Below are 21,577 nucleotides of genomic sequence, written 5' to 3'. Positions count from 1 at the left end.
TTATGCCATATCGAGATGTAACTCGCATACCAGCTCGGTAAACTGCGCGCTCTGACTGGCGACTGTGAGTCTGCCGTTGAAGTGGGCCTTGAGCCACTGATTGATATGGATGAGGGAGCCTTGTCCCTTGCCACTACTATTGCTATTGCTGTCAAGTGCTTGAATGAGTTTCTCCAGCCGAGCTTGGCCAATTCCTAGGCCGTTGTCTCTCAGGGTCAGCGTGAGTACACCCTCTTGATAGCGAATACCTATGCGCAGCTGTTTCGGTCGATTGAGCGCCTGACCGTCGGGAAACGCATGTTGTAGGCTGTTGCCGAGCAATCTGTGGCAGAGCACCAGAAAATGCCAGGGTGAGATGGGCAGTGTCAGGTGATGGGGACAGTCTATCTCCACCGCTACGCCCTTGGCCTCGAGTTGAGGCCTTAACATGGCCACCAGGTCTTGCAAGAAGAGGTCTGCTACAGTGGCGCGAACATCTGTGATGTCTGCGCTGATCAAGGATTGACCATGACGTATGATATCTATCTGGGAAGTCAGGGCCTCGGTAAATTTGGCAAGCTGAGGCTCTTCGATATCGGCTGCATCTAACTGACGCAGCATGATAAAGATCTGCTCTAGCGCTTGCAGCTCCTGGCGGAGTAACTGATGAACTACTTGAGGCAAGATAGCCTGCTGGGCCAGCTCTATCTGTTTAAGCTGCGCCAGCCCCTTGGGATCTATCCCTTCTTTTACCACGGCTTGTGGCTTGGCATCTAAGGCCTGTTTTAGCTCTGTGTTTCTTGCCCCTTGTAGCTTGATGGTTTGCTCCAGCTCTGCCTGCTTGGCCTTGAGGCTGCTGATATCCACTGCCATGGCCCCCAGGGCGATGATGTTGCCATCCTTGTCTTTGATCGGGTACTTAGTGATCAGGTAGATACGCTCGCCGTGTACCGTCGGCATGGGCTGCTCGAAGCTCTGGGCTTGATCGCTATCTAAGATGATATGGTCGTGATGATTGATGATCTCGGCAATATGCGCCGGATAGAGGTCGCTGTCGCGCATGCCGATGACCCGGGCTCGCTCTATGCCCATCACCTCGCAGAACTTGTCGTTGACCAAGGAGTAACTGCCGTGGGTATCCTTGATGCAGATGAGGTTTTGCGAGGCGTTGAGCAGGGAGTTGATCAACTCCTTCTTATTCTCCAGTTCCTGCTGCGCCAGTTGTTGCATCGCCAGTTGCTGCTCCAGCGCTAGGTTGCTGGCATCTAGACTTGCATAGGCGATCTCCAGCTGATTGCTGCGGGCGATAAAGGCCTTGGCCAGTTGGCCAACCTCGTCGTGGCGCTTGTTGGCATCTAGCTCCAGCCTGCCCAGGTTACCGCTTTGCAGCGCCGAGACGATCTGAAAGATTGGCCGGATAAAGAGCTTGTGCTGAAAGATAAACAGAATGAGCAGGGCGATGAGCTGCGCCAGCAACAGAAACGCGCCTATCTTCAGCGCGATGGCGTTGGCCTGGGATGCGAGGCTCGACAGCGGCGTTACTAAGATGATCTTCCACTGGGTCTGGGCCATGGTGAGGATCGACACCAGCACGGGCTCGTTAAACAGGGGATCGCTACTTAGCTCCAGGGTCACTATAGGCGTCTTGCCATGGCTTCCCCTGATAGAGGCATTGATGAGTGTGGTTAAGCGCTCTCGCTCCTCTCTAGGCGTCTGTACGAGCACTTTCTCGAGCTGTTCGGGGCGATAGGCCGGGCTGGTCATTATCTGCTGACTAAAGGTCTGGTCCATCGTCTCTATGCGTTTGGCGATGGGGGCGAGCTGCGGGTAGCGCTGAATAAGTCTAGAGAGCGGCTGGCCGAGCATGGCGGTCTGCTGTTTATCAGACTCGTCGAAAGGATCTGCCAGCAGATTGTTGTAGCTGTCCAGCGCCAGTATATATCCCTTAGAGAGGGGGTTCTGGTCGGAAAAATTAAAGCGCTTATCCAGGCCGCGCAGGGCGATGTCGACCGTGGCCACACCGATGAAGCTGTGGTTGGCGCGCATGGGCACAGAGGCGGTGATCATCACCTCCTTGGTGTAGGGGTCGACATAGGATTTAGACCAATGGGTATGGCCATCTTGGAAATATTTCGCCGGCAGGTACCAGAAGGCCTGATGATAACCTGGGCCTTCGGCGCTGTTGTAGTTGTCCAGGTATTGAAACTCATCATGCTTGTCCCGCGCCCAGAAGAAGCTGTTACGCGTCTTCTGTTTACCAAACATGCCGGGCTCGGGCCAGATCCCGCCGCCAGCGATCAGCTGATGGCGCTCGCCAATATCCAGCAGGGAAGGGATCAGTTCTTTGACCACCTCATCCTGACCACGATAGGTTTCGCCCACTATGCCTATGGTGTTCGCTAGTGTCTCGATTTTGGAGGTGACCTGTTGCAGCTGTTCTATGACCGCCAGGCCATAGTTCTGGCTCAGCGAGAGCTGGGTGTCCATGTGATGTTTCTTCTCGGTTGAGAAGATCAACCAGATGCTTGAGGCGATGATCAGGACCGCGACCACAAATTGGACTATGGTGAATTTAAAGGTAAGGCTGTTTTTCCACTGGGTGTTTAATGAGCCGGCCTCGTCTTTCTCATTGGCGACCATAGGGGCTTGTGATCCATTCATGCATTAGTGATAGCTCAAGATTAAATCAAAATGCGACAGGATTAAACTCTTATGAAGTCGGCTTAGGGTGACGAGTTGCCTCCCTAAGCCGTTAAAGTGACTAGCTTTTAGTGACTAGAACATTAGTGACTAGACTTTCAGTCCAACCAATAGCTGATCCAACTGCTCGGCGGTGGCGTGCAGTTCGTCGCAGCCTGAGACAGACTGGTTGGCGGACTGTTCCACGTCATGAGACTGATTGCGGATCTCCATCAGGTTGGTGGCGATCTCGTTGGCGACCGCCGATTGCTCCTCGGCCGAGGTGGCGATCAGCACGCTCATCTCGTATACCCGCTCGCTGTGATGGGCGATGGCCTTGAGATCCTCACCTGTCTCCAGCACATGCTGCTTGCCGTCCTGGGCCTTCTCGACCGTGCGTTTCATCACCTGGGTGAGCGCCTGAGAGCCTGTCTGCAAGGCCTCGATCATCGACTTGATCTCGACCGTTGCGGCCTGGGTGCGTCCCGCTAGGGTTCTGACCTCATCGGCGACCACGGCAAAGCCGCGACCCTGTTCACCGGCGCGGGCTGCTTCGATGGCGGCGTTGAGCGCCAATAGGTTGGTCTGCTCTGAGATGGCGTTGATGGTGGTGACCACCTCGTCGATCTTGGCGGCGTTGTCGTTCAGGGTATTCACCGCCGTCGAGGCGTCGCCAATTTCGTTGGCAAGATCGCCAATCGCCTCGACCGTGATGGCGATATCTTTCGAGCCCGCCTCAACCTGTTGGTTGGCCTCTTGGGTCTCGTTAGAAGATTGCTCTGCGTTGCGGGCCACCTCTTTCACCGCGGCGGTCATCTCCTCCATGGCCGTGGCCAGTGAATCCAGATGCTGACGCTGCTCGGCGGCCAGGGTTTGTCCCTCTTGAGCCGTTTGTCTGAAGGCCTGCACTACGGTGCGGATCTGGCTGCTGGCCTGGGTCATGCGGCTCACCAGCTGATGCTGACGCTCGACGAGTGTGTCTATGCTCACCGCCAGGATGCTGAACTCATCTTTCACCTCGAAGAAGTTCAGTCGTCCGGTGAGATCGCCATCGGCCGCGCGTTTAAGTGCCATCACGTTGGTGTAGAGGGCGCCGCCGACGAAGGTGGAGATATAGTAGCTGCTTAGCAGGATAACAAAGATAAGTGCCACCAGGCTGATGATGACCACGCTCTGAGCCGAGCTGAGTACCTGGTCGAGATCTGTCACCTCTGTCTTGGCTACCAGGTTGGCGCTTGAGGCGCGGCTATGTGCTGTCAGGCTGTCCCCCTGCATTAAGGTGCCACCACCTGCCTGTACTAGACGGCTCGCCTTGGCGTTGAGGGACGATGGGTTATCGGCAAAGCCGGCACTGACCAGTTCCTGCTTAAAGCTCGCCGCCTTGTCATTTGGCACGTACTTAAGGCTCAGGTCGATAAGCTCGACCATCTTCTGGGCATCTGCCAAGGCACTCTGTTGGTGACTCTGCTTAATCTGGCTATTGAACTGCCCATAGAGGATATAGGAAAGCCCCATTAGGGTGATGATGGGGATGATGGCCAGAATGGTAAATTTGGTTTTCAGGGTCATATGGATAAGATACTGATCTATCCATCGAAACTTTACTTCTCTCATAGCTTTTCTCTGCCGCCTGGGGATGATCTCGTTATCGGATCGCAAAGTGATTACTTAACGAGAATTTTGCCCCAGGGCGTTTGTTTGTTGTTTATTTGTACTGGGATTTTATCGTTATTGTTAAATAAGGTACGGCTCAAGTGTACATGCTTGCTGTGATCGCGGCGAATCAAAATTACATTTTGGGATGGCTTTTTAGCCTATCTGAGTTTGATGCTTAGTCAGCTTGGCCTTTTCTCACGGATTTCGTTAGAAAAATACCAAATAAGCCCTAGTCAAACGTCTTATGGTCACGTAAAATTTGTCTCTTTTTCTATTTTCGTAAAGATTAAATAGTCAGCATATAGAAAGTCTTGGCTCTCAGCGTGAGGGCGGGCGTACTGGAAGAGATGATGTCAGAGTTAACAGAAATCGTAGAACAGGCCTTACAGGCAATCGAAGGGACAGATGATCTGAAAGCCCTCGATGACCTTCGTGTCGATTACCTGGGTAAGAAGGGTAAGATCACCGACATGATGAAGATGATGGGTAAGCTGAGTCCAGAGGAGAAGCCGGCCTTCGGTCAGGCGGTCAACCAGGCGAAGCAAGCGGTACAGCAAAAGCTGTCTGAGCGTATCGAAGGCTTAAAGGCTCAGGAGCTCGAAGCTAAGCTGAGCGCCGAAAGTATCGACGTGACCCTACCTGGACGTCGCATCGACAATGGTGGCCTGCATCCTGTGACCCGTACCATCGAACGTATCGAAACCTTCTTTGGTGAGCTGGGATTCAGCGTAAAGCAGGGGCCAGAGATCGAGGACGATTTCCATAACTTCGATGCGCTCAACATTTCTGAGCATCATCCGGCACGTGCCGATCACGATACCTTCTACTTTAATCCTAAGCTGATGCTGCGTACCCAAACCTCGGGCGTGCAGATCCGCACCATGGAAACGGAAAAGCCGCCGCTGCGTATCATCTCTCCGGGCCGCGTTTACCGTAACGACTATGACCAGACTCACACGCCTATGTTCCATCAGGTGGAAGGTCTGTTTGTCGATGAAAATGTTAACTTCGCGGAGTTGAAAGGGATCTTGCATGATTTCCTGCGTAACTTCTTCGAAGAAGATCTACAAGTACGCTTCCGTCCCTCTTACTTCCCATTTACAGAGCCTTCAGCCGAAGTGGATGTAATGGGTAAAAACGGCAAGTGGTTAGAAGTCTTGGGTTGCGGCATGGTTCACCCTAATGTCCTGCGCAGTGTTGGCATCGATCCCGAGAAGTACCAAGGTTTCGCCTTCGGTATGGGGGTAGAGCGTCTCTCTATGTTGCGTTATGGGGTTAATGACCTGCGTTCTTTCTTCGAAAACGACCTACGTTTTCTTAAGCAATTCAAATAACGGAGCGAGTAAATAATGAAATTCAGTGAGTCTTGGCTTCGTGAGTGGGTCAATCCAAGTATTAGCCGTGACGACTTGTCACATCAGATCACCATGGCGGGCCTGGAAGTCGACGGTGTCGATCCGGTAGCCGGTGATTTTTCAGGCGTTATCGTAGGTGAGGTGGTCGAATGTGGCCAGCACCCAGACGCCGACAAGCTACGTGTCACTAAGATTAATGTCGGTCAGGATGAATTGATCGATATCGTCTGCGGCGCGCCAAACTGCCGTCTGGGCCTGAAAGTGGCCGTGGCTATGGTGGGCGCCGTCTTACCGGGCGACTTTAAGATCAAGAAGGCCAAGCTACGCGGTCAGCCATCATTTGGCATGCTCTGCTCCTATGGCGAGCTGGGTATCGACATCGAGAGCGATGGCATAATCGAGCTGCCGCTCGATGCGCCTATCGGTCAGGACGTACGTGAGTATCTGGACCTTAATGATGCGGTGATCGATGTCGATCTGACCGCTAACCGCGCCGACTGTCTCGGTATGGTGGGTCTCGCCCGCGAAGTGGGTGTGCTTAACCGTCAAGCGGTTGTTGCCCCGACATGGGAAGCGGTCACCCCTAGCATCGAAGATGCTATCGAGATCGACAATCAGGCGCCTAACGCCTGTCCACGCTACCTGGGTCGTGTGGTGAAAAACGTTAACGTTAAGGCGCAGTCGCCACTCTGGATGCAGGAAAAACTGCGTCGCAGCGGCATTCGCGCTATCGATCCTATCGTCGACATCACCAACTATGTGTTGATCGAGTTCGGTCAGCCGATGCACGCCTTCGACTTGGCGAAAATCGACGGCAAGATCCAGATCCGTCTGGGTGATGGTGAGGAGAAGCTGACTCTTCTCGATGGCAACGAAATTACCGTACCAAACGATACCCTGGTTATCGCCGATAACAGCCAACCTCTGGCCTTGGCCGGTGTGTTCGGTGGCGAGTACTCGGGTGTGACCGGTGAGACCCAAGATATCCTGTTGGAGTGCGCCTTCTTTGCGCCGCTGGCGATCATGGGTAAATCACGTCGTCTTGGCCTGCACACAGACTCGTCACACCGCTTCGAGCGTGGCGTCGACCCTGAGCTACAACATAAGGTGATCGACCGAGCGACCCGTCTGGTGCTTGAGATCTGTGGCGGCGAAGCCGGCCCTGTGGTTGAGTCTAAGGCCGACGAGCATCTGCCTCAGGCTGCTAACATACTGCTGCGTCGCAGCAAGCTAGATCGCGTGCTCGGCCATCATATTGCAGATGCCGATGTCACCGAGATCCTTGAGCGCCTTGGCTTTGGCGTGTCACGTGTGGATGACAACTGGCAGGTTGTTACTGCGACTTACCGTTTCGATATGGCGATCGAAGAAGATCTTATCGAAGAGGTTGCCCGCATCTATGGCTACAACAATATTCCGAATGTTGCGCCTGTGGCGGCCCTGAGCATGCCTCTACACAATGAGTCGGATATCGACCTTAAGCGCGTGCGCGCCATGATGGTGGCCCGTGGCTTCCAGGAAGCCGTGACCTACAGTTTCGTCGATCCTAAGCTGCAGCAGCTGGTGCATCCGGGCGTCGATGCTATGGTGCTACCGAATCCTATCTCGGTAGAGATGTCGGCCATGCGTTTGTCTATGTTCACCGGTCTGTTGACTGCCGTGGGCTACAACCAGAGCCGTCAGCAAAACCGTGTTCGCCTGTTTGAAACGGGTCTGCGTTTCGTGCCAGATGCCAACGCCGAATCGGGTGTGCGTCAAGAGGCTATGCTAGGTGCCGTCATTGCCGGTAACCAAAATGACGAACATTGGTCGATGGAATCAAAAACTGTAGACTTTTTCGACCTTAAGGGCGATCTGGAAGCCATTATCGGCTTGACAGTTTCAGAGGATGAATTTACTTTTAAAAAAGCATCTCATCCGGCGCTTCATCCGGGGCAATGTGCTGAAATCTTAAGAAATGATCGTGTGATTGGTGTCATTGGTGCCGTCCATCCGAGCCTGGAAAAGCCCTTCGGCTTAAATGGTAAAACCATCGTATTCGAGCTCGAATTAGATGCCTTATTGCACGCAAGTTTGCCGCAAGCCCAGACTGTGTCTAAGTTTCCAGCAAACCGACGTGACATTGCCATCTTGGTTGATGAAGATGTCTCGGCAGGAAATGTTGTAAATTTGATAAGAAAAGTTGGCGAAAATCAGTTGGTTGGCTTAAACTTGTTCGATGTATACCAAGGTAAAGGTGTTGAACCAGGTAAAAAGAGTCTGGCGATTGCACTTACACTACAAGACAACGCTCGTACACTTGAAGAGAAAGAAATTGCTGAAATGGTAGAAAAGGTAGTTTCTGAACTCAAGACCGAGTTCAACGCATTGTTGAGGGATTAAAAGTATGGCACTTACCAAAGCCGAAATGGCAGAACATCTTTTTGAAACGCTTGGCATTAACAAGCGAGTTGCGAAAGAGATGGTTGAGGCATTTTTCGAAGAAATTCGTCAAGCCCTCGAGAACGGTGAGCAGGTCAAGTTATCTGGCTTTGGCAACTTTGACCTAAGGGACAAAAATCAAAGACCGGGTCGCAACCCTAAAACAGGCGAGGATATCCCGATTTCTGCTCGCCGCGTGGTGACTTTCCGTCCAGGACAGAAACTTAAGAGTCGTGTTGAAGAGGCTAACGCCGGTAAATAATCCGACTTAACGCATAGAGAAGGCCACTCCTTGAGTGGCTTTTTCTGTTTCTTCTGAACTGGTTATCTGTTGTTTATGCCTGTGTGGTCACAGGCGCTGGATGAGTAAGAGGTTGTACTCTTGTCTAGAAAACCTAAGTATTTCGATCGCCGCTTTCGCGCCGAGTTATTACATCCTAAGCATTGGCCCACCTGGTTTGCCATAGGGCTGCTGGTGTTTTTCGGCCTGATGCCCGCCTGGCTAAGGGATCCGATAGCGCGCCTGCTCGCGCGTCTGGTGAAGAAGATCGCCAAGAAGCCTCTCAGGGTGGCCAGGGCGAACCTGGAGACCTGTTTCCCGGATAAATCCAAGGTCGAAATCGATAAGCTACTCGATGAGAATATCGAGAATTTCGTGTTGATCCTGTTGGCGCAGTCAGAGTTGCTGCTGCGCTCAGATGCTAATCTGCGTCGCCGGGTTCAGCTTGAAGGCTTCGAGCATGTGCAGCGCGCCCGTGATGCAGGTCAGCCGGTGATCTTCATCATGCCCCATGTATGGGGCATAGAATATGCCGGGCTCAGGTTGAACCTGGAGCTGCCCATGGTGACCATGGCCAAGGCCCATCGTAACAAGCTGTTTGACTGGTTCAATAACCGCATGCGTAGCTCCAAGGGCGGCAACGTCTATATGCGCGAGGCGGGTATTCGTGCGCTCCTATCTGAGCTGAAAAACGATAACAGCTTCTTCTATCTGCCAGATGAAGACCTAGGCCCAGAGAAGAGTGTCTTTGCGCCATTTCTTGGCACGGTTAAGGCTACTCTGCCTGTGGTAGGGCGTCTGGCCTCGGCCGGTAATGCCCAGGTGATGCCGGTGAAGATTGGCTATGATCAGCAAAAGCGTCAGTATCTGCTGACGGTACTGCCGCCCATCTCACCCGAGGAGATGCAGGGTAAGGAGAATGAGGCCTTAGCATTAAACCGCGCGGTGGAGCAGGTGATTAACGCCTATCCTGAGCAATATATGTGGTTCCTTAAACTGCTGCGTACCCGTCCGCCGGGCGAAGCCTCTATCTACTAGCTTTTAAAGTTAGCGCTTTGCGGTTAGCGTTAGAGTTAGGGATACGATTACGCTGAAGTAGATAGTGATAAAAAAAGCGGCTCTATGAGCCGCTTTTTAATGCCTGAAATTCAGACTTATTCCGTTAGGCCTCTGTGTTTTAGCAGGGCATCCACGGTTGGCTTTCTGCCGGTGAACTTGATGTAGTCTTGCATCAGATCTTCACTGTTACCTTTAGACAGCACGTTGTCGCGGAACTTGTTACCGTTCTCCAGTGACAGGCCGCCGTTGTGGCTCATAAAGTCGAAGGCGTCTGCCGCAAAGACCTCGGTCCACAGGTAGGCGTAGTAGCCCGCCGAATAACCGCCGGCGAATGCATGGCTAAAGTAGGTTGACTTGTAGCGTGGTGGGATAGGCGCAAAGTCGATGCCGTGTTTCGCCAGTGCCTGCTGCTCAAACTTAGCCACGTCGTCGATCTTGGCATCGACACCAATTGAGTGCCACTCCATGTCCAGGATGGCCGCCGCCAGATACTCTGTAGTATCGAAGCCTTGTCCAAACTTGCTCGCCGCCAAGACCTTCTTCAGCAGCTCGGCAGGGATAGGCTCGCCAGTCTGATAGTGCTTGGCGTAGTTGGCCAGGACTTCGGGATCGATCGACCAGTCTTCGTTGGCCTGTGATGGGAACTCGACGAAGTCTCTCGGGGTAGCCGTACCCGCCACACTTGGGTATTTCACCTGAGAGAAGAGACCATGCACAGCGTGACCAAACTCGTGGAACATGGTGCTCACTTCATCATAGGTCATCAGGGTTGGGCCTGAGGCTGGCTTTGGAATGTTCAGCGCGTTGTAGACCACAGGCTTAGTGCCTAGCAGGCCGCTCTGGGTCACAAACTCATCCATCCAGGCGCCGCCGTTCTTACCTTCTCTGGCGTAAGGGTCCAGATAGAAGATGCCGATAGAGCTCTTGTCTTTGTTAAAGATCTCATAGGCGAGCACATCCGGGTTCCATACAGGCAGATCTTTGCGCGGCTTGACCGTGATGCCGTAGAGTTTTTCCATGGCGAAGAAGAGACCGTCGTTGAGGACGCGGTTAAACTCGAAATAAGGCGTGACTTGGCTCTGATCCAGGTCGTACTTGGCTTTACGAACCTTCTCACTGTAATAGGCCCAGTCCCAAGGTGCCAGTTCGAAGTCTTGACCCGATGCCTTAATCTGCGCCTGTATGTCCGCCGCCTCTAGCTTGGCCTTGGCCACGGCCTTAGGTGCTAGGTCATCTAAGATCTCATATACGGCCGTCGGTGTCTTGGCCATCTGATCGGCTACCGTGTAGGCTGCCCAAGAGTCATAGCCAAGTAGCGCCGCCTTTTCGGCGTGCAGGTGTGACTGCTTGACGATATTCGGGCCGTTAAGCGCCATGGCGCGGTTTGCCGAGGTCTTCCACACTTTCTCTCTTAGCTCGCGATTGTTTAGGCTGGAGAGGATAGGTTGGCGAGTGGTGTTCACAAGGGTGATCAGGTATCCCTCTTTGCCTGCATCCTTTGCGGCCTGGGCGAGGGTAGCGATTTCGGCGTCAGATAGGCCGTCGAGCTCTGCCTTGTCTTTAACTATGATCACCTCGTTCTTAAATGAATCTAGAACGTTCTTAGAAAACTCTGTGGTTAGGCTGGCGAGCTGACCGTTGAGATCGCGCATCTTCTCTTTATCTGCGTCAGATAGCTTGGCACCGGCGCGCTCGAATGCCAGGTAGTAATACTCGACCAAGTGTTTATCTTCGGCGCTCAGGCTGTCGCGGCTCTTGTAGACGCTCTCGACGCGGGCAAACAGCTCAGGGTTTAAGAAGATGTTGTCCCAGTGCGCAGACAGCTTAGGTGCTAGCTCGGCTTCCAGGGTTTGTACCTGGCTGTTAGAGTTAACGCTGGCCAGGTTAAAGAAGGTTTTGGCCACGCGGGTAAGCAGGCTGCCAGACTTTTCCATGGCGACTATGGTGTTGTCAAAATCTGGGGCGGCCTGATTGTCGATGATCGCCTGGATCTCTTTATCGTGCTCTATGATCCCTTGGGTGAATGCTGGTGCATAATCGTCGAAGGTGATCTTATCAAACTCAGGCGCCTGATACTGTAGCACGCTCTTCTTGAGCAGTACGTTGCTGGCATTGATTTGGCCTTCACTCTCCTGTACGGCGGGCTTCGCCGCTTCGGTACTTGCTACTTCTGTATTGCTTGCTTCCTGACTCGCTGGTGTACAGCCAGTGAGATATAGACCGGCTAAGATAGCCGTGGTGAGGATAGACTTACGCATGGGTTCTCCCTGTTGCTGGCGCCCAATCGTTTTTTTACTGCCTAACAGGCATGGGGGCGCTAAAGATGTGATTGCCGCCATACCTTATCAAGCCGGGCAGGGGCGCGGCAAATCAAAAGTTTAAGATTGGATTAATAAAGTTGTGAGAAAATATTAAGGCAATCTTTACAACTGGTTTTTTAACTGCGGTTTGAGTTGCCAGATCCTATCTTGTTTGTCTCTCGTTAGTTAATGTTCATTTTCGTTGCCTTACCTTTTATAAAGTTGAGGCAAGCGGTGCTTTAGAGACGAGTTGCAGGTTTTATTCCCCTCCAATATCCAGGCCTGAATGGATTGAGACTTGTTGGGTTTCTTTATATCGTGCTGATTTTATTGGGTATTGCGTGTTAAACCGTTTAAATGGATGTGCTGTCGTTATTTGAGCTAAGCTATGTTGGCCGACAGCGGATGAGGTTTCTCTCTCTGAGGTAAGTTGCCATCTTGGTCACGTTTGGGCAAAGCGAATTATTGGCGCAGATTAATCGAGTTTTTAGTCGCCGTTAGATGGCGCGTCTATCTGCTTTAGCAGATTAATTTTCTTTCATCATTGCCTTATGAACGAGCGGCGCCCGTTTTTCACGCCATTGCTAGCGGCTTTTTGGGCTCAAGCTCAAACATGATGAAACCACTTCTGGGTGACATTCCAATAAAAAGGCCAGCGTCTGTTGAACGCTGGCCTTAGTGATTAGCAAATCCTGTATCTCATCTTGCCCTGGCAAATTATGCCAGTTGAGCATCAGAAGCTTAGCGCCATTAGGCTTGGATCAGTTGATACTCATCGCGCAGGATATCGATGATCTCCTGACGAGGATTCTCGCTCAGGTGTAGCTTCTCACCTATGATGGTCTCGGCGATGCCTACGTAGGTGTTAGAGATATCCATCATCACCTCGGTTGGCAGCTTGTTGTCGCGCGCCAGGGCGAAACGCTCAGGCATACGCTCCTTGTTGAGCAGAATATCGGGATCTGGGAAGTGGTTTAGCAGCCATTGTCTGAAGCCTTCTTTCGACTTCTCGACGATCTTGCCGTTACGACGGGCTTCACCGTCCCAGATACGTGATGAGTCAGGGGTGCCCACTTCATCCATATAGATCAGTTTTTCCTGACCACTGGCATCTTTCACGTAACCAAACTCAAACTTGGTGTCGACGAAGATCTGATCCTGCTCAGACAGGGCCTCGCTGATCACCGCAAAGCCCTCTTTAAGCAGCTTCTCGTAAAGGTCGATATCGCCCTTGCTGTGGAAGTTAAAGCCTTCCAGGTGACGCTCCAGATCCGCGCGAGAGACGTTAACATCATCGGCTTCGGGAACGCCCTCAAGACCCGTCAGTACGCCTTTGGTCGATGGGGTGATCAGCACCTCTTCCAGTTTCTGATCCTTCTCCAGTCCCTCGGGTAGTGTGATACCACAGAAGTCGCGCTCGCCCTTGCTGTAGGCACGCCACATAGAACCTGTGATGTACTGTCTTGCAATCGCTTCGACCATCACTGGCTGCGCCTTCTGCACGATCCACACGAAAGGATGTGGAACATCCAGAATATGGCTGTCTGCTAAGCCTTTCTCTTTAAATAGCTTGAACCAATGGCTAGAGATGGCGTTAAGCGCCGCCCCTTTGCCAGGGACGCCGTTGAGGCCGTTTTCGCCTTGCCAGATGCAGTCGAAGGCAGAGATACGGTCACTGATCACCATGATCGCCAGCGGCGTGTCGGCGGGAACATCATAACCTTTCTGCTCGATCAGGCGCGCACTGTCTTCGGCGGTTAACCAATAAACACTGCGGACTTTACCTGAATGTACCGGCTTGTCGGTGCGGATGGGCAGATCATCGTTAACGGCTAGAACTTTATTAGATTGATTCATAGGGTACTATTTTTATATGTAATGTTAGAGGAGGAAATTACGGCGAAATTGTAGCAGAACTGCTATGGGACAACAGCTTTTTCGCTTTAATTCTTTTGCGAAAACAGAGTGTTCTCATTGGAAGAAGGTGAATGTAAGATGCACGATAAAATTGGCGTTTTCTCGCGCGAAATGGCGGCTTTCTGGGCTAGGATTCTCGGGTGTTGGTCTGCCATGATTCAGCGCGCTTCTGGCTCATGTTATTGTATGGATTATGGACTTTGGTCTGTGGAGGACTAAGGACTAAGGACTAGTACTTATCTCTTGTGGCTGAGCAGCCGAGTAACCCGAGATGAGAAGTTGCCAGCCCCTTAGCGTGCCTATGTCGCCTGCGGCCAGGTCACTCACCTTGAGGATCCAGTCGCCTTTTATCGCCTCGTTATTGAAGACCTGGGTGCGGTATTCCCGATGCTGATTGTCTCTTCCTGCATGGCTTTCTTTTGACGAATTGCTAGCTTTTACTGTTTTACTTTCTTTTGCACCATAGCTTTCGCTTTCTAGTTGATAGCTTGTGCCCATGGGGGAGGTGAGGGTCATCTTAAGATCCCTGTGCCAGGTATGGGAGACATTAACTAAGACGCGCACGCCAAAGGCGGCAAGTTCATCTTCGACGGTGATGCGACTCTCTATCCCCTCAGGAGCATTGTCTATGATGGGATGCCAAGTGAAGTTGGCCTGCTGTATCTCTCGTATGTCGCCGGGAAGCAGGCTAAGATTGACACTTTGCTGCTTGACCCAATTGCCGCCGTCAGCCGAGGCGGTCACGGTGAACATGTAGTCGCCCCATCGGGCGTCACTATTTGATGGCACCAAGAGGCTGAATGTGTCGCCAGGATGAACCCTTTCTTTAGAGAGCCTGGCGCCGGGAAGCGAGGAGGCCAGGCTCAGGCATATCTGTCCCCCTAATTTCTCACTAACCAAACTCGTTCCTGTAAGGCTAGTGTCTACAAGAGTCCCGTCTTCAAGTGTCGAGAAGTGATAAATCGCGGTCTCACCGGCAGCTTTGCTTAAGCGTTTCTCTTTTACCGACAGCACGAAACCGGGCGTCAATTCCGTAGGCTTGTCCTCTGGAGTGGCTGAAGCCTCCTTTTGATCGCTCGCTATCGGCGTCTTGCTTTTTGTGTTCGTTTCGCTTATCCGTTTGGGTTTTATCTCTACTGAGCCGATAGTTGCCTTGCTCTGGGCGTTAAACTTTTCAAGCGTTTCCCGGTCCTCGGCAACCATATTGAGCAGTGGGTCGTTATAGCGGCTCTGGTAGGCGCGAAATTCGCTCGAGCCATGGGTGAAGGGCGTTAGCATAAATAGCAGGAGTATCGCGAATAGGGAGAGTCGGTTGTTGTTCACCGCTTGTGCCTCGGGTGTCTGCCCGGCCTGGATGTTGGTCAATCCAGCGGCGGAGTGATTGCTTTTCATAACGTTAGATAGCGTTAGCTAAAATTAGATATAGATAGAAAAAAAGGAAGGCTCTTGGCAGAGCCTTCCCTGGGTTACAACTTACTTGTTTCTACCTTTAGTCTTAGGAGTAGCCACAATGGTTTCCTCTAAAGAACAGGTGCTTGTGCCAGTTTCACATACTTGGTAAGTGAAGCTAGTAGCGCTAGAGCTGAAGCGATCTGTGTAGCTTGTTTTTCTTACACCAGAGCTTACTAGGGCACCGTCGCGGTATACATCGAAGTTTACCTTATTCTTCGAAGTCCAAGACAAGCTTGCTACCACACGGCTACCATCACTGCTTGCGCTGCCTTCTAGTACGATAGATGGCTCAGTTACAGTTACTTCTTTAGTGACTGAGTGCTCGGCGCCGTCATCATCGCTAACGGTCAGGGTGACAGTGTAGATGCCTGCGGCGTCATAGCTGTGGCCTGGGTTTGCTAGCGTTGAGCTAGCACCGTCGCCGAAGTCCCAAGACCAGCTGCTTATCGCGCCGTCGCTGTCGCCCGAAAGGTCGCTAAACTGCACCGCTAAGAAGTTAGTCGCGAAGCTGAAGTCAGCCACTGGGGCTTCGTTAGCAGGCGCATCTAGCACGGTAAAGCTTACCTGTGCCTGGTCGAATGCGTCTTCAGAGTCGTGAGCTACTGCTGTCACTATGTGGTCGCCTGCGACGAGTGAGCTAGTCGTGAATAAACCACCGGTACCAATCTTACCGCCGAAGTTTGAGTACCAGTCGATACCGGCACTTACGTCACCGTCTTCGGCGTCAATTGCGCTGCCTTCGAAGGTGATGCTGTCGCCCAGGTTGAAGCTAGTACCACCCATAGGAGCATTGATAGTCATCACAGGCGCTGTGTTTTCAGCAGGAGGCGGAAGTACTGCATCGCCGTTTGAAACCGAGATGCTCCAGTTGTTCAGTACGCCATTCATGATGTAGCTAGAGGTATCTTCTACAAACAGACGCCATGTACCCATGCTCGACTCGCCTGCGAACTCAACCGGGTTGAAGGTCTTAACCAGGTCTTTGTTCCAGAACTGACGCCAAGTCACCAGTTTAACCAGGGTGCCAGACGGAGACTGTAGCCACACGTTCAGGTATTGAACCGATTCGAACGAGATATCGACATTGACTTCGATTGCATCGATAGCAACGCCGGTAGGCAGGTCGATCTCAGTAAATACCTTGCCGCCCATCTCAGGCATAGCAATAGCCGTGTTATTAGCACCGCTTACTGTAGTGTTAGCATCGGCAACAGATAGCTCAACAGTTTCTGTGCTTGCCTGGCCTGCTGAATCAGTAGAGGTCGCAGTGATCACATGGTCGCCTACCGACAGGTTAGACTTAGTGAACGATGCGCCGTTACCGATAACGCCGTCGATGCTTGAGGTCCAAACGATGCCAGACGTCAGGTCGCCGTCTTCGGTGTCGTTTGAGCTTGCGCTGAAGCTGACGGTTTCACCGGTCAGGTACGCGCCTTGGTTAGCAGGCGTCGCTATCTGTACGTTTGGTACGAAATCCGTGCCTGCCGATGGTGCGCCAGTCAGTTTTAGCGACCAGTTGTTGATAGCGCCCGTGTCGCCCGCAACTTCGTCAACAACTTTCAGTGTCCACTCACCCAATGCGTTGTCCAGCTCGTATTCGGTAGGAATAAAGTTGCCAACAAGGCCAGTACCATTGCCGCCCGCACGGTCGTGCAGTATGACTTCTTCGCCGGCTGGTGAAATGACAGACACAAGCATGTCAGGTGCCCAAGCGTGGGTGATGTCAACAAACACTTCAACCTGAGTCAGCGTCATGTCGTATGGAACATTGATGCTGCTGGTTGCAGGGAATGAAGGATCGTTATCGCTGATAGGCACGACTTGGTTGCTGGTCAACATAGTAGAAACAGTACCTTGAGGCCATACTTTCAGCTCCAGGTTGATGTTCTTAGAAACGGCTCCGTCGGTGGCGTTGACCGTCATGTTGTACGTACCAGGCGCAGTTTGCTCGGTCGTATTGATCGTCATAGTGTTAGTGGTGTCGCCCGCAACCGGGTTTTGTGCAAATACCACGTCAGCGTTGAGCTCAGGCACGCTGCTCAGACTCATGGTCGCTGTGCCGTTGAAACCGCCCGCAGCCACCAGATCGATAGCATAAGCCTGGCTGTCGCCTTGGTTGACGGTCGATTTAGTTGGTGTTGCTTCCATGAAGAAAGAAGGTCCCGCTCCGCCTGAATCGATCAGGGCGTTGGCAAGATTCAGGCGCTTACCTGAGATGGTTTTACCTTGCAATGCTGTAAGCGCATCACCAGTATTCATGAGTACACTTTTTAGCTGAGACGTGGTCAGGTTCGGGTTACCCGCCAGGATCAGGGCGGCGGCGCCAGCTACGTGCGGTGTCGCCATCGAGGTACCGCTGAAAGTGTCGTAGCTGTTATTAGGCGTCGTTGACAGGATGAATGAACCCGGTGCAGCCAGGTGAACCAGTTGATCGCCATAGTTAGAGAAACCAGACAGGTTGTCGGCGCTATCGGTAGAGGCTACCGCTACTACGTTAGGCACATCGTAACCGGCAGGGTAGAAACCACCGTTGTCAATGTCTGCAGAATCGTTACCCGCAGCCGCGACGAAGAGGATGTCGGCATTGTTGGCCGCCGAGATGGCATCCTTTAGGGTTTGAGTGAAGCCACCGCCACCCCAGCTGTTGTTCAGCACGCGGACGTTGTTGCCGGCGTTTTTAAGACCGATCATATAGTCGATACATTGAACGCCATCGGCTAGGGTACCGCCGCCTGTGCCGAGGAAGCTACAGCCGACCATGTTGGTTTGCCAGTTTACCCCGACAACACCCAGGGCGTTGTTACCTTTGGCACCGATAGTGCCAGATACGTGAGTGCCATGAGCACCTGTATCAGACGGGTTACCGTTATCCAGGATAGCTGAGATACCGTGGATATCATCAATGTAGCCGTTGCCGTCGTCATCGATACCGTTGCCCGCGATTTCATTTGGGTTGGTCCAGATGTTGTCAGCTAGATCTGGGTGGTTGAAGTCGAAGCCGGTGTCGATAACACCAACAACAACAGAAGAATCACCGATCACATAGTCCCAGGCCGTTTCAGCTTGGATCTTCTGCATGCCGTAAAGGCTTGCATATGAAGTATCGTTGGGCACCGCAGTGGTGTGTACTATGTAGTTAGGTTCTGCGTATTCAACTAGTGGGTGGTTTTTCAGGCTGTTGAGGACGGCCTCTACCTGGCGACCCTGGCCAAGATCGAGCACGGCCAGGCGACCATTGGCGATGTTACGTAGGCGGTCATCCACGCCGTCGTTGTTCTTATCTTTGAAAGAGACGCCCAGGTTACGGGTCAGCGCCTTACGATCTTTCTTAGTGACTTTCTGTTTGAACTTGACCAGTACGCTTTGGTTATCGTACTGCGGCATTGCCTTCAGCGGCGCCTTGGTTACGGCCAGTGCTACAGGGCTCAAACCAGTTAAGAGTGAGGCACCTAATAGTGTTGTGAGCAGCTTGGAAGATGATTTCTTGGGTGTAGTCATCAACTGTTCTCCTGTTGTTATAAAATTTATAAGTACTCAGTGTTGTCGCACCCAGTTACTTGATGAGGTCTTCAATAGGGCTATATCACATACAAATGTATTCGATATGTATACATTTATATACCTCGATTTGGTTTTGATCAACATTTGTTTATCAAAAATGTCACAAATTCGTCTTAAATGTGAATTTATGTATATATGTTTTTGTGTGTTAATCTGACTGAGTGGTCGCAATGGACTGATATTTATAAATAAATAGCATTTGATTGGAGATAGATGCGATGGAGAAGGGGAGTGCTCTGTATATAGTGTGGAAGTGGTGAAGCAGTGTATGAGTTGGGGAAATGTACTGGGATCGACGAATCCCTAGACGACAAACACTGGGATTCAACTAACATTGCTTAATCGGGCACTGCTTAATCGAGCCCTGTCTAACTCAGATTTGACTAGTCGAGCTTTGTCTAATCTCGCCCTGTCGAATTGAGATATGTCTAATTGAGCTCTGTCCAATCAAGAATAAGGGCAGAGATCAAATGAGATGATCTCCGCCCTTCAATTTACTTACGCATAAGGCGCTCGTGTCTAACGAGTTTGTGCTCAATCAGCTTGTGCTTTACGAGCTTTTTCTTAGCGAGCCTTTTCTTACCGAGCCTTTTCTTAGCGAGAGAATGCCCAATGAGCTCGCACTTGATGAGCTAATGCTCAATGGCTCGCGTCAGCCGCTACAGCACTCATCTCTAAGGCTATCAGCACCTTACCAAATCGCCTTGATTAGCTGCAGCGAAAAATCTCCGTGACTAGAAGTTGACGCTTTGGGTCTCGGTACAGATCTGGGTATTTTCCTCACAGGCCTTGTAGCTGAAGTTGCCACTCGCCTTGCGACCAAAGCTATCGGTATAGAGGGTGTTTGCCGCTACCGTGGCGATGAGCTGCTCGTTACGGTAGATATCTACTTTAGGACTCGATGCTGCGACCGTCGTCAGGTTAACCCTGTGTTTGCCTCGCGCGTATTCATACTCGGCGTTTAGGCTAAAGCTGCCCGGCGTGCCGCCTTGACCGTTACAGCCACTGCTTTGCAGATAGTCATAAGCGGCCTTGGCCTTGACTATGCCAAAGCCAAAATACTCATCGTGTCCAGGTATGCCCTGATCTTCGGCGGTCGCCTTAAGCGCTTGACGGATCTCGCTGCCAGTACATTCTGGGAAGTTTGACCACACCAGTGCTGCTACGCCCGACACGGCAGGGGTCGCCATCGAGGTGCCGCTCATATAACCGTAATCGCCACTCGCGATAGACACTGATGCCTGAGTCGCTGCCATTAAGGCTGTGCGGTCACTGAGCGCCGCACCCACGGCGGGAATCTGAGTGCTGTTGGCGTCACCCAGCGTGCCATATAGCATGCCGTCGACGTTATTGACTATGATGGCGCCGATACCGCCAGAGGCCTCACAGTTGGCGACCTTGTCATGGAAGGAGATGTTACCGCGATCGATAACGCAGACACTGCCCTGGGCTCGGGTGTCTAAGGTTTCGGCCGTGCCCATGAAATAGGTGCTGCCACTGGCGCTGCCGATATTTTCCATGGCCGAGGCCTCGAAGAAAACATCATCCGCCGACATGGCGGCTATGGTGGCCATTTTGGCGGGATAGGTAGACAGCGTTTGTACGCCGCCGGCGGTGACTTCTACGCAGGTCATTTCATCTTGGGTTGCATGTTTGCCTCGGCCACTGCTACAGCTAGGAAATTGTGAGAAACTGGCGATATTGTTATCGGCATCGTTGGCGCCAACCATCATGACGGCGGGGTAGGCGGCTGGGTAGGAGCGGGCGTTGTTACCATCGTTGCCGGCGGCGGCGACCACCAGGCCACCTGCCTGGGTAAAGGCTTCGAAGGCGTTAGATTCAATGCTGCTCGCACCGCCACCACCTAGACTCATGCTGATGATGTTGGCGCCCGCCTGGCTACAGAGGTCGGTGGCATGAGCCAGATCAGAAGAGTAGGCCCAGCCACTGGCGGTAAAGACCTTGATGATATGCATATCGACCCCAGGTGCCATACCAACGACACCTATGCCGTTGTCTGCCGCGCCTATGGTACCGGCAACGTGGGTGCCGTGAGGTCCGCCGTTGACATCCCAATCGCCTGTGCCTGAATCGTTATCGCCTGTGATGGCTCCCCAGTTAAAGTCAGGGTTGCTTCTATCCAGGCCCGAGTCGATCACGCACACCTTAATGCCGGCGCCCGGCACGAAATCAACTTGATCTGCCTGAGACTGATAGATGGCATAGGGGGTGAGTTGGCTCAACATAGGGTCGCCTGCATCATCCTGATAGAGTGACTGCAGGGTACGGCGTTGGTCTTCCTCGACCAGCTTCACATGGGGATTGTTTAACAGGCCTTTGACCTGGGCGAGATCCTGGGCGTTAAAGCTGGCGGCGAAGAAGCCATCACCATCGAGTTCGATTGTCGCGCCCGACTTGACCGCCAGGGCCTTCACTATGCCCTTGTGTTGATTATCGACTTGAACCACATAGCGGTTGTCTGCTGCCTGACTCGAGGCGGCGATGCCCAGTGTGATTAGGGAGATCATGCCTGCTAGTTTACTGATTTTCATCTTATATGCTCCACGATTTCCTGTTGCATTGGCAGCTTGCATATCCTGCTATATCGCTGCCGGCTCAGGTGCCTCGTTGTTATTGTGTGTGGTAGGGATGAGCTAGGCTCATGGCGCCGCTCCCCTTGCTGAGGGGGATTTCTCTGCAAGATTTACAGCTTTAAATATACATTTATATACAAAGATATTCATTTAATCAAATATATTTAACAAATAACAAACATTTTTTAGGGTGGTTTAGTGCATTAGGCGGAAAATGTTGGGATGCAACCGGATGAACTCTCGTCGCTTGGGGGTGAAAAGTTGGCTTATCAGCAGGGAGATTAGAGGGGCATTAGAAGAGGAAGGGGGATGAGCAGCGAACTG

At 52.2% G+C, this 21,577-nt stretch carries 12 protein-coding genes; 4 read left to right on the top strand and 8 right to left on the bottom strand.

Features of this window, described 5'->3' with window-relative positions; genetic code table 11:
• Both K0I31_RS11605 and K0I31_RS11600 read right to left on the bottom strand, forming a co-directional pair.
• On the bottom strand, nt 1-2,640 hold the full coding sequence (locus K0I31_RS11605; RefSeq protein ID WP_220078481.1) for a PAS domain-containing protein: 2,640 nt from the start codon (nt 2,638-2,640) through the stop codon (nt 1-3).
• Nucleotides 2,641-2,769: 129 nt separating this feature from the next.
• Entirely contained in the window at nt 2,770-4,272 is a 1,503-nt protein-coding gene (locus K0I31_RS11600) for a methyl-accepting chemotaxis protein (RefSeq protein WP_220078480.1), read from the bottom strand.
• Nucleotides 4,273-4,664: 392 nt separating this feature from the next.
• Between K0I31_RS11600 and pheS the strand changes: the two genes are divergently transcribed.
• From pheS to lpxM, 4 genes are all read left to right on the top strand, one after another.
• On the top strand, nt 4,665-5,648 hold the full coding sequence (gene pheS / locus K0I31_RS11595; RefSeq protein ID WP_041407220.1) for a phenylalanine--tRNA ligase subunit alpha: 984 nt from the start codon (nt 4,665-4,667) through the stop codon (nt 5,646-5,648).
• A 15-nt stretch (nt 5,649-5,663) separates the two neighbouring features.
• Nucleotides 5,664-8,051, top strand: coding sequence for a phenylalanine--tRNA ligase subunit beta (gene pheT / locus K0I31_RS11590; protein WP_220078479.1), 2,388 nt, complete (start codon nt 5,664-5,666; stop codon nt 8,049-8,051).
• A 4-nt stretch (nt 8,052-8,055) separates the two neighbouring features.
• Entirely contained in the window at nt 8,056-8,352 is a 297-nt protein-coding gene (gene ihfA, locus K0I31_RS11585; protein WP_011866012.1) for an integration host factor subunit alpha, read from the top strand.
• A gap of 120 nt (nt 8,353-8,472) precedes the next feature.
• Nucleotides 8,473-9,408 (top strand): lauroyl-Kdo(2)-lipid IV(A) myristoyltransferase, encoded by a 936-nt coding sequence (gene lpxM / locus K0I31_RS11580; protein WP_220060570.1) that lies wholly within the window; start codon nt 8,473-8,475, stop codon nt 9,406-9,408.
• Between the two features lie 116 nt (nt 9,409-9,524).
• Here lpxM and K0I31_RS11575 read toward each other — a convergent pair whose 3' ends face one another.
• The 6 genes from K0I31_RS11575 to K0I31_RS11550 all read right to left on the bottom strand — a co-directional run bounded on the left by K0I31_RS11575 (nt 9,525) and on the right by K0I31_RS11550 (nt 21,211).
• Nucleotides 9,525-11,687, bottom strand: coding sequence for a M3 family metallopeptidase (locus K0I31_RS11575; protein WP_220078478.1), 2,163 nt, complete (start codon nt 11,685-11,687; stop codon nt 9,525-9,527).
• Between the two features lie 792 nt (nt 11,688-12,479).
• Nucleotides 12,480-13,586: a phosphoribosylaminoimidazolesuccinocarboxamide synthase gene (locus K0I31_RS11570; RefSeq protein WP_220078477.1), complete on the bottom strand. Its 1,107-nt coding sequence runs from the start codon at nt 13,584-13,586 to the stop codon at nt 12,480-12,482.
• 282 nt (nt 13,587-13,868) lie between these two features.
• A complete protein-coding gene (locus K0I31_RS11565; RefSeq protein WP_220078476.1) occupies nt 13,869-15,038 on the bottom strand; it encodes a proprotein convertase P-domain-containing protein in 1,170 nt (389 codons plus the stop codon).
• Nucleotides 15,039-15,119: 81 nt separating this feature from the next.
• Entirely contained in the window at nt 15,120-18,596 is a 3,477-nt protein-coding gene (locus K0I31_RS11560) for a S8 family serine peptidase (protein ID WP_258406648.1), read from the bottom strand.
• A 387-nt stretch (nt 18,597-18,983) separates the two neighbouring features.
• Complete coding sequence (locus tag K0I31_RS20180) at nt 18,984-19,106, bottom strand: pentapeptide repeat-containing protein (RefSeq protein ID WP_220078474.1); 123 nt, start codon at nt 19,104-19,106, stop codon at nt 18,984-18,986.
• A gap of 287 nt (nt 19,107-19,393) precedes the next feature.
• Nucleotides 19,394-21,211 (bottom strand): S8 family serine peptidase, encoded by a 1,818-nt coding sequence (locus tag K0I31_RS11550; protein WP_220078473.1) that lies wholly within the window; start codon nt 21,209-21,211, stop codon nt 19,394-19,396.
• Nucleotides 21,212-21,577 lie beyond the last annotated feature (366 nt).

The organism is Shewanella spartinae, assembly GCF_019457555.1.
Lineage (GTDB): Bacteria > Pseudomonadota > Gammaproteobacteria > Enterobacterales > Shewanellaceae > Shewanella > Shewanella loihica.
The sequence above is the reverse complement of the archived record's forward strand: the minus strand, read 5'-3'. Positions and strand labels throughout refer to the sequence as shown.

Coding starts and splice junctions, on each gene's coding strand:
- ihfA (WP_011866012.1), top strand. CDS start 8,056: ATGGCACTTACCAAAGCCGAAATGGCAGAACATCTTTTTGAAACGCTT.
- K0I31_RS11570 (WP_220078477.1), bottom strand. CDS start 13,586: ATGAATCAATCTAATAAAGTTCTAGCCGTTAACGATGATCTGCCCATC.
- K0I31_RS11565 (WP_220078476.1), bottom strand. CDS start 15,038: ATGAAAAGCAATCACTCCGCCGCTGGATTGACCAACATCCAGGCCGGG.
- K0I31_RS11600 (WP_220078480.1), bottom strand. CDS start 4,272: ATGAGAGAAGTAAAGTTTCGATGGATAGATCAGTATCTTATCCATATG.
- pheS (WP_041407220.1), top strand. CDS start 4,665: ATGTCAGAGTTAACAGAAATCGTAGAACAGGCCTTACAGGCAATCGAA.
- K0I31_RS11575 (WP_220078478.1), bottom strand. CDS start 11,687: ATGCGTAAGTCTATCCTCACCACGGCTATCTTAGCCGGTCTATATCTC.
- K0I31_RS11550 (WP_220078473.1), bottom strand. CDS start 21,211: ATGAAAATCAGTAAACTAGCAGGCATGATCTCCCTAATCACACTGGGC.
- pheT (WP_220078479.1), top strand. CDS start 5,664: ATGAAATTCAGTGAGTCTTGGCTTCGTGAGTGGGTCAATCCAAGTATT.
- K0I31_RS11560 (WP_258406648.1), bottom strand. CDS start 18,596: ATGACTACACCCAAGAAATCATCTTCCAAGCTGCTCACAACACTATTA.
- K0I31_RS11605 (WP_220078481.1), bottom strand. CDS start 2,640: ATGAATGGATCACAAGCCCCTATGGTCGCCAATGAGAAAGACGAGGCC.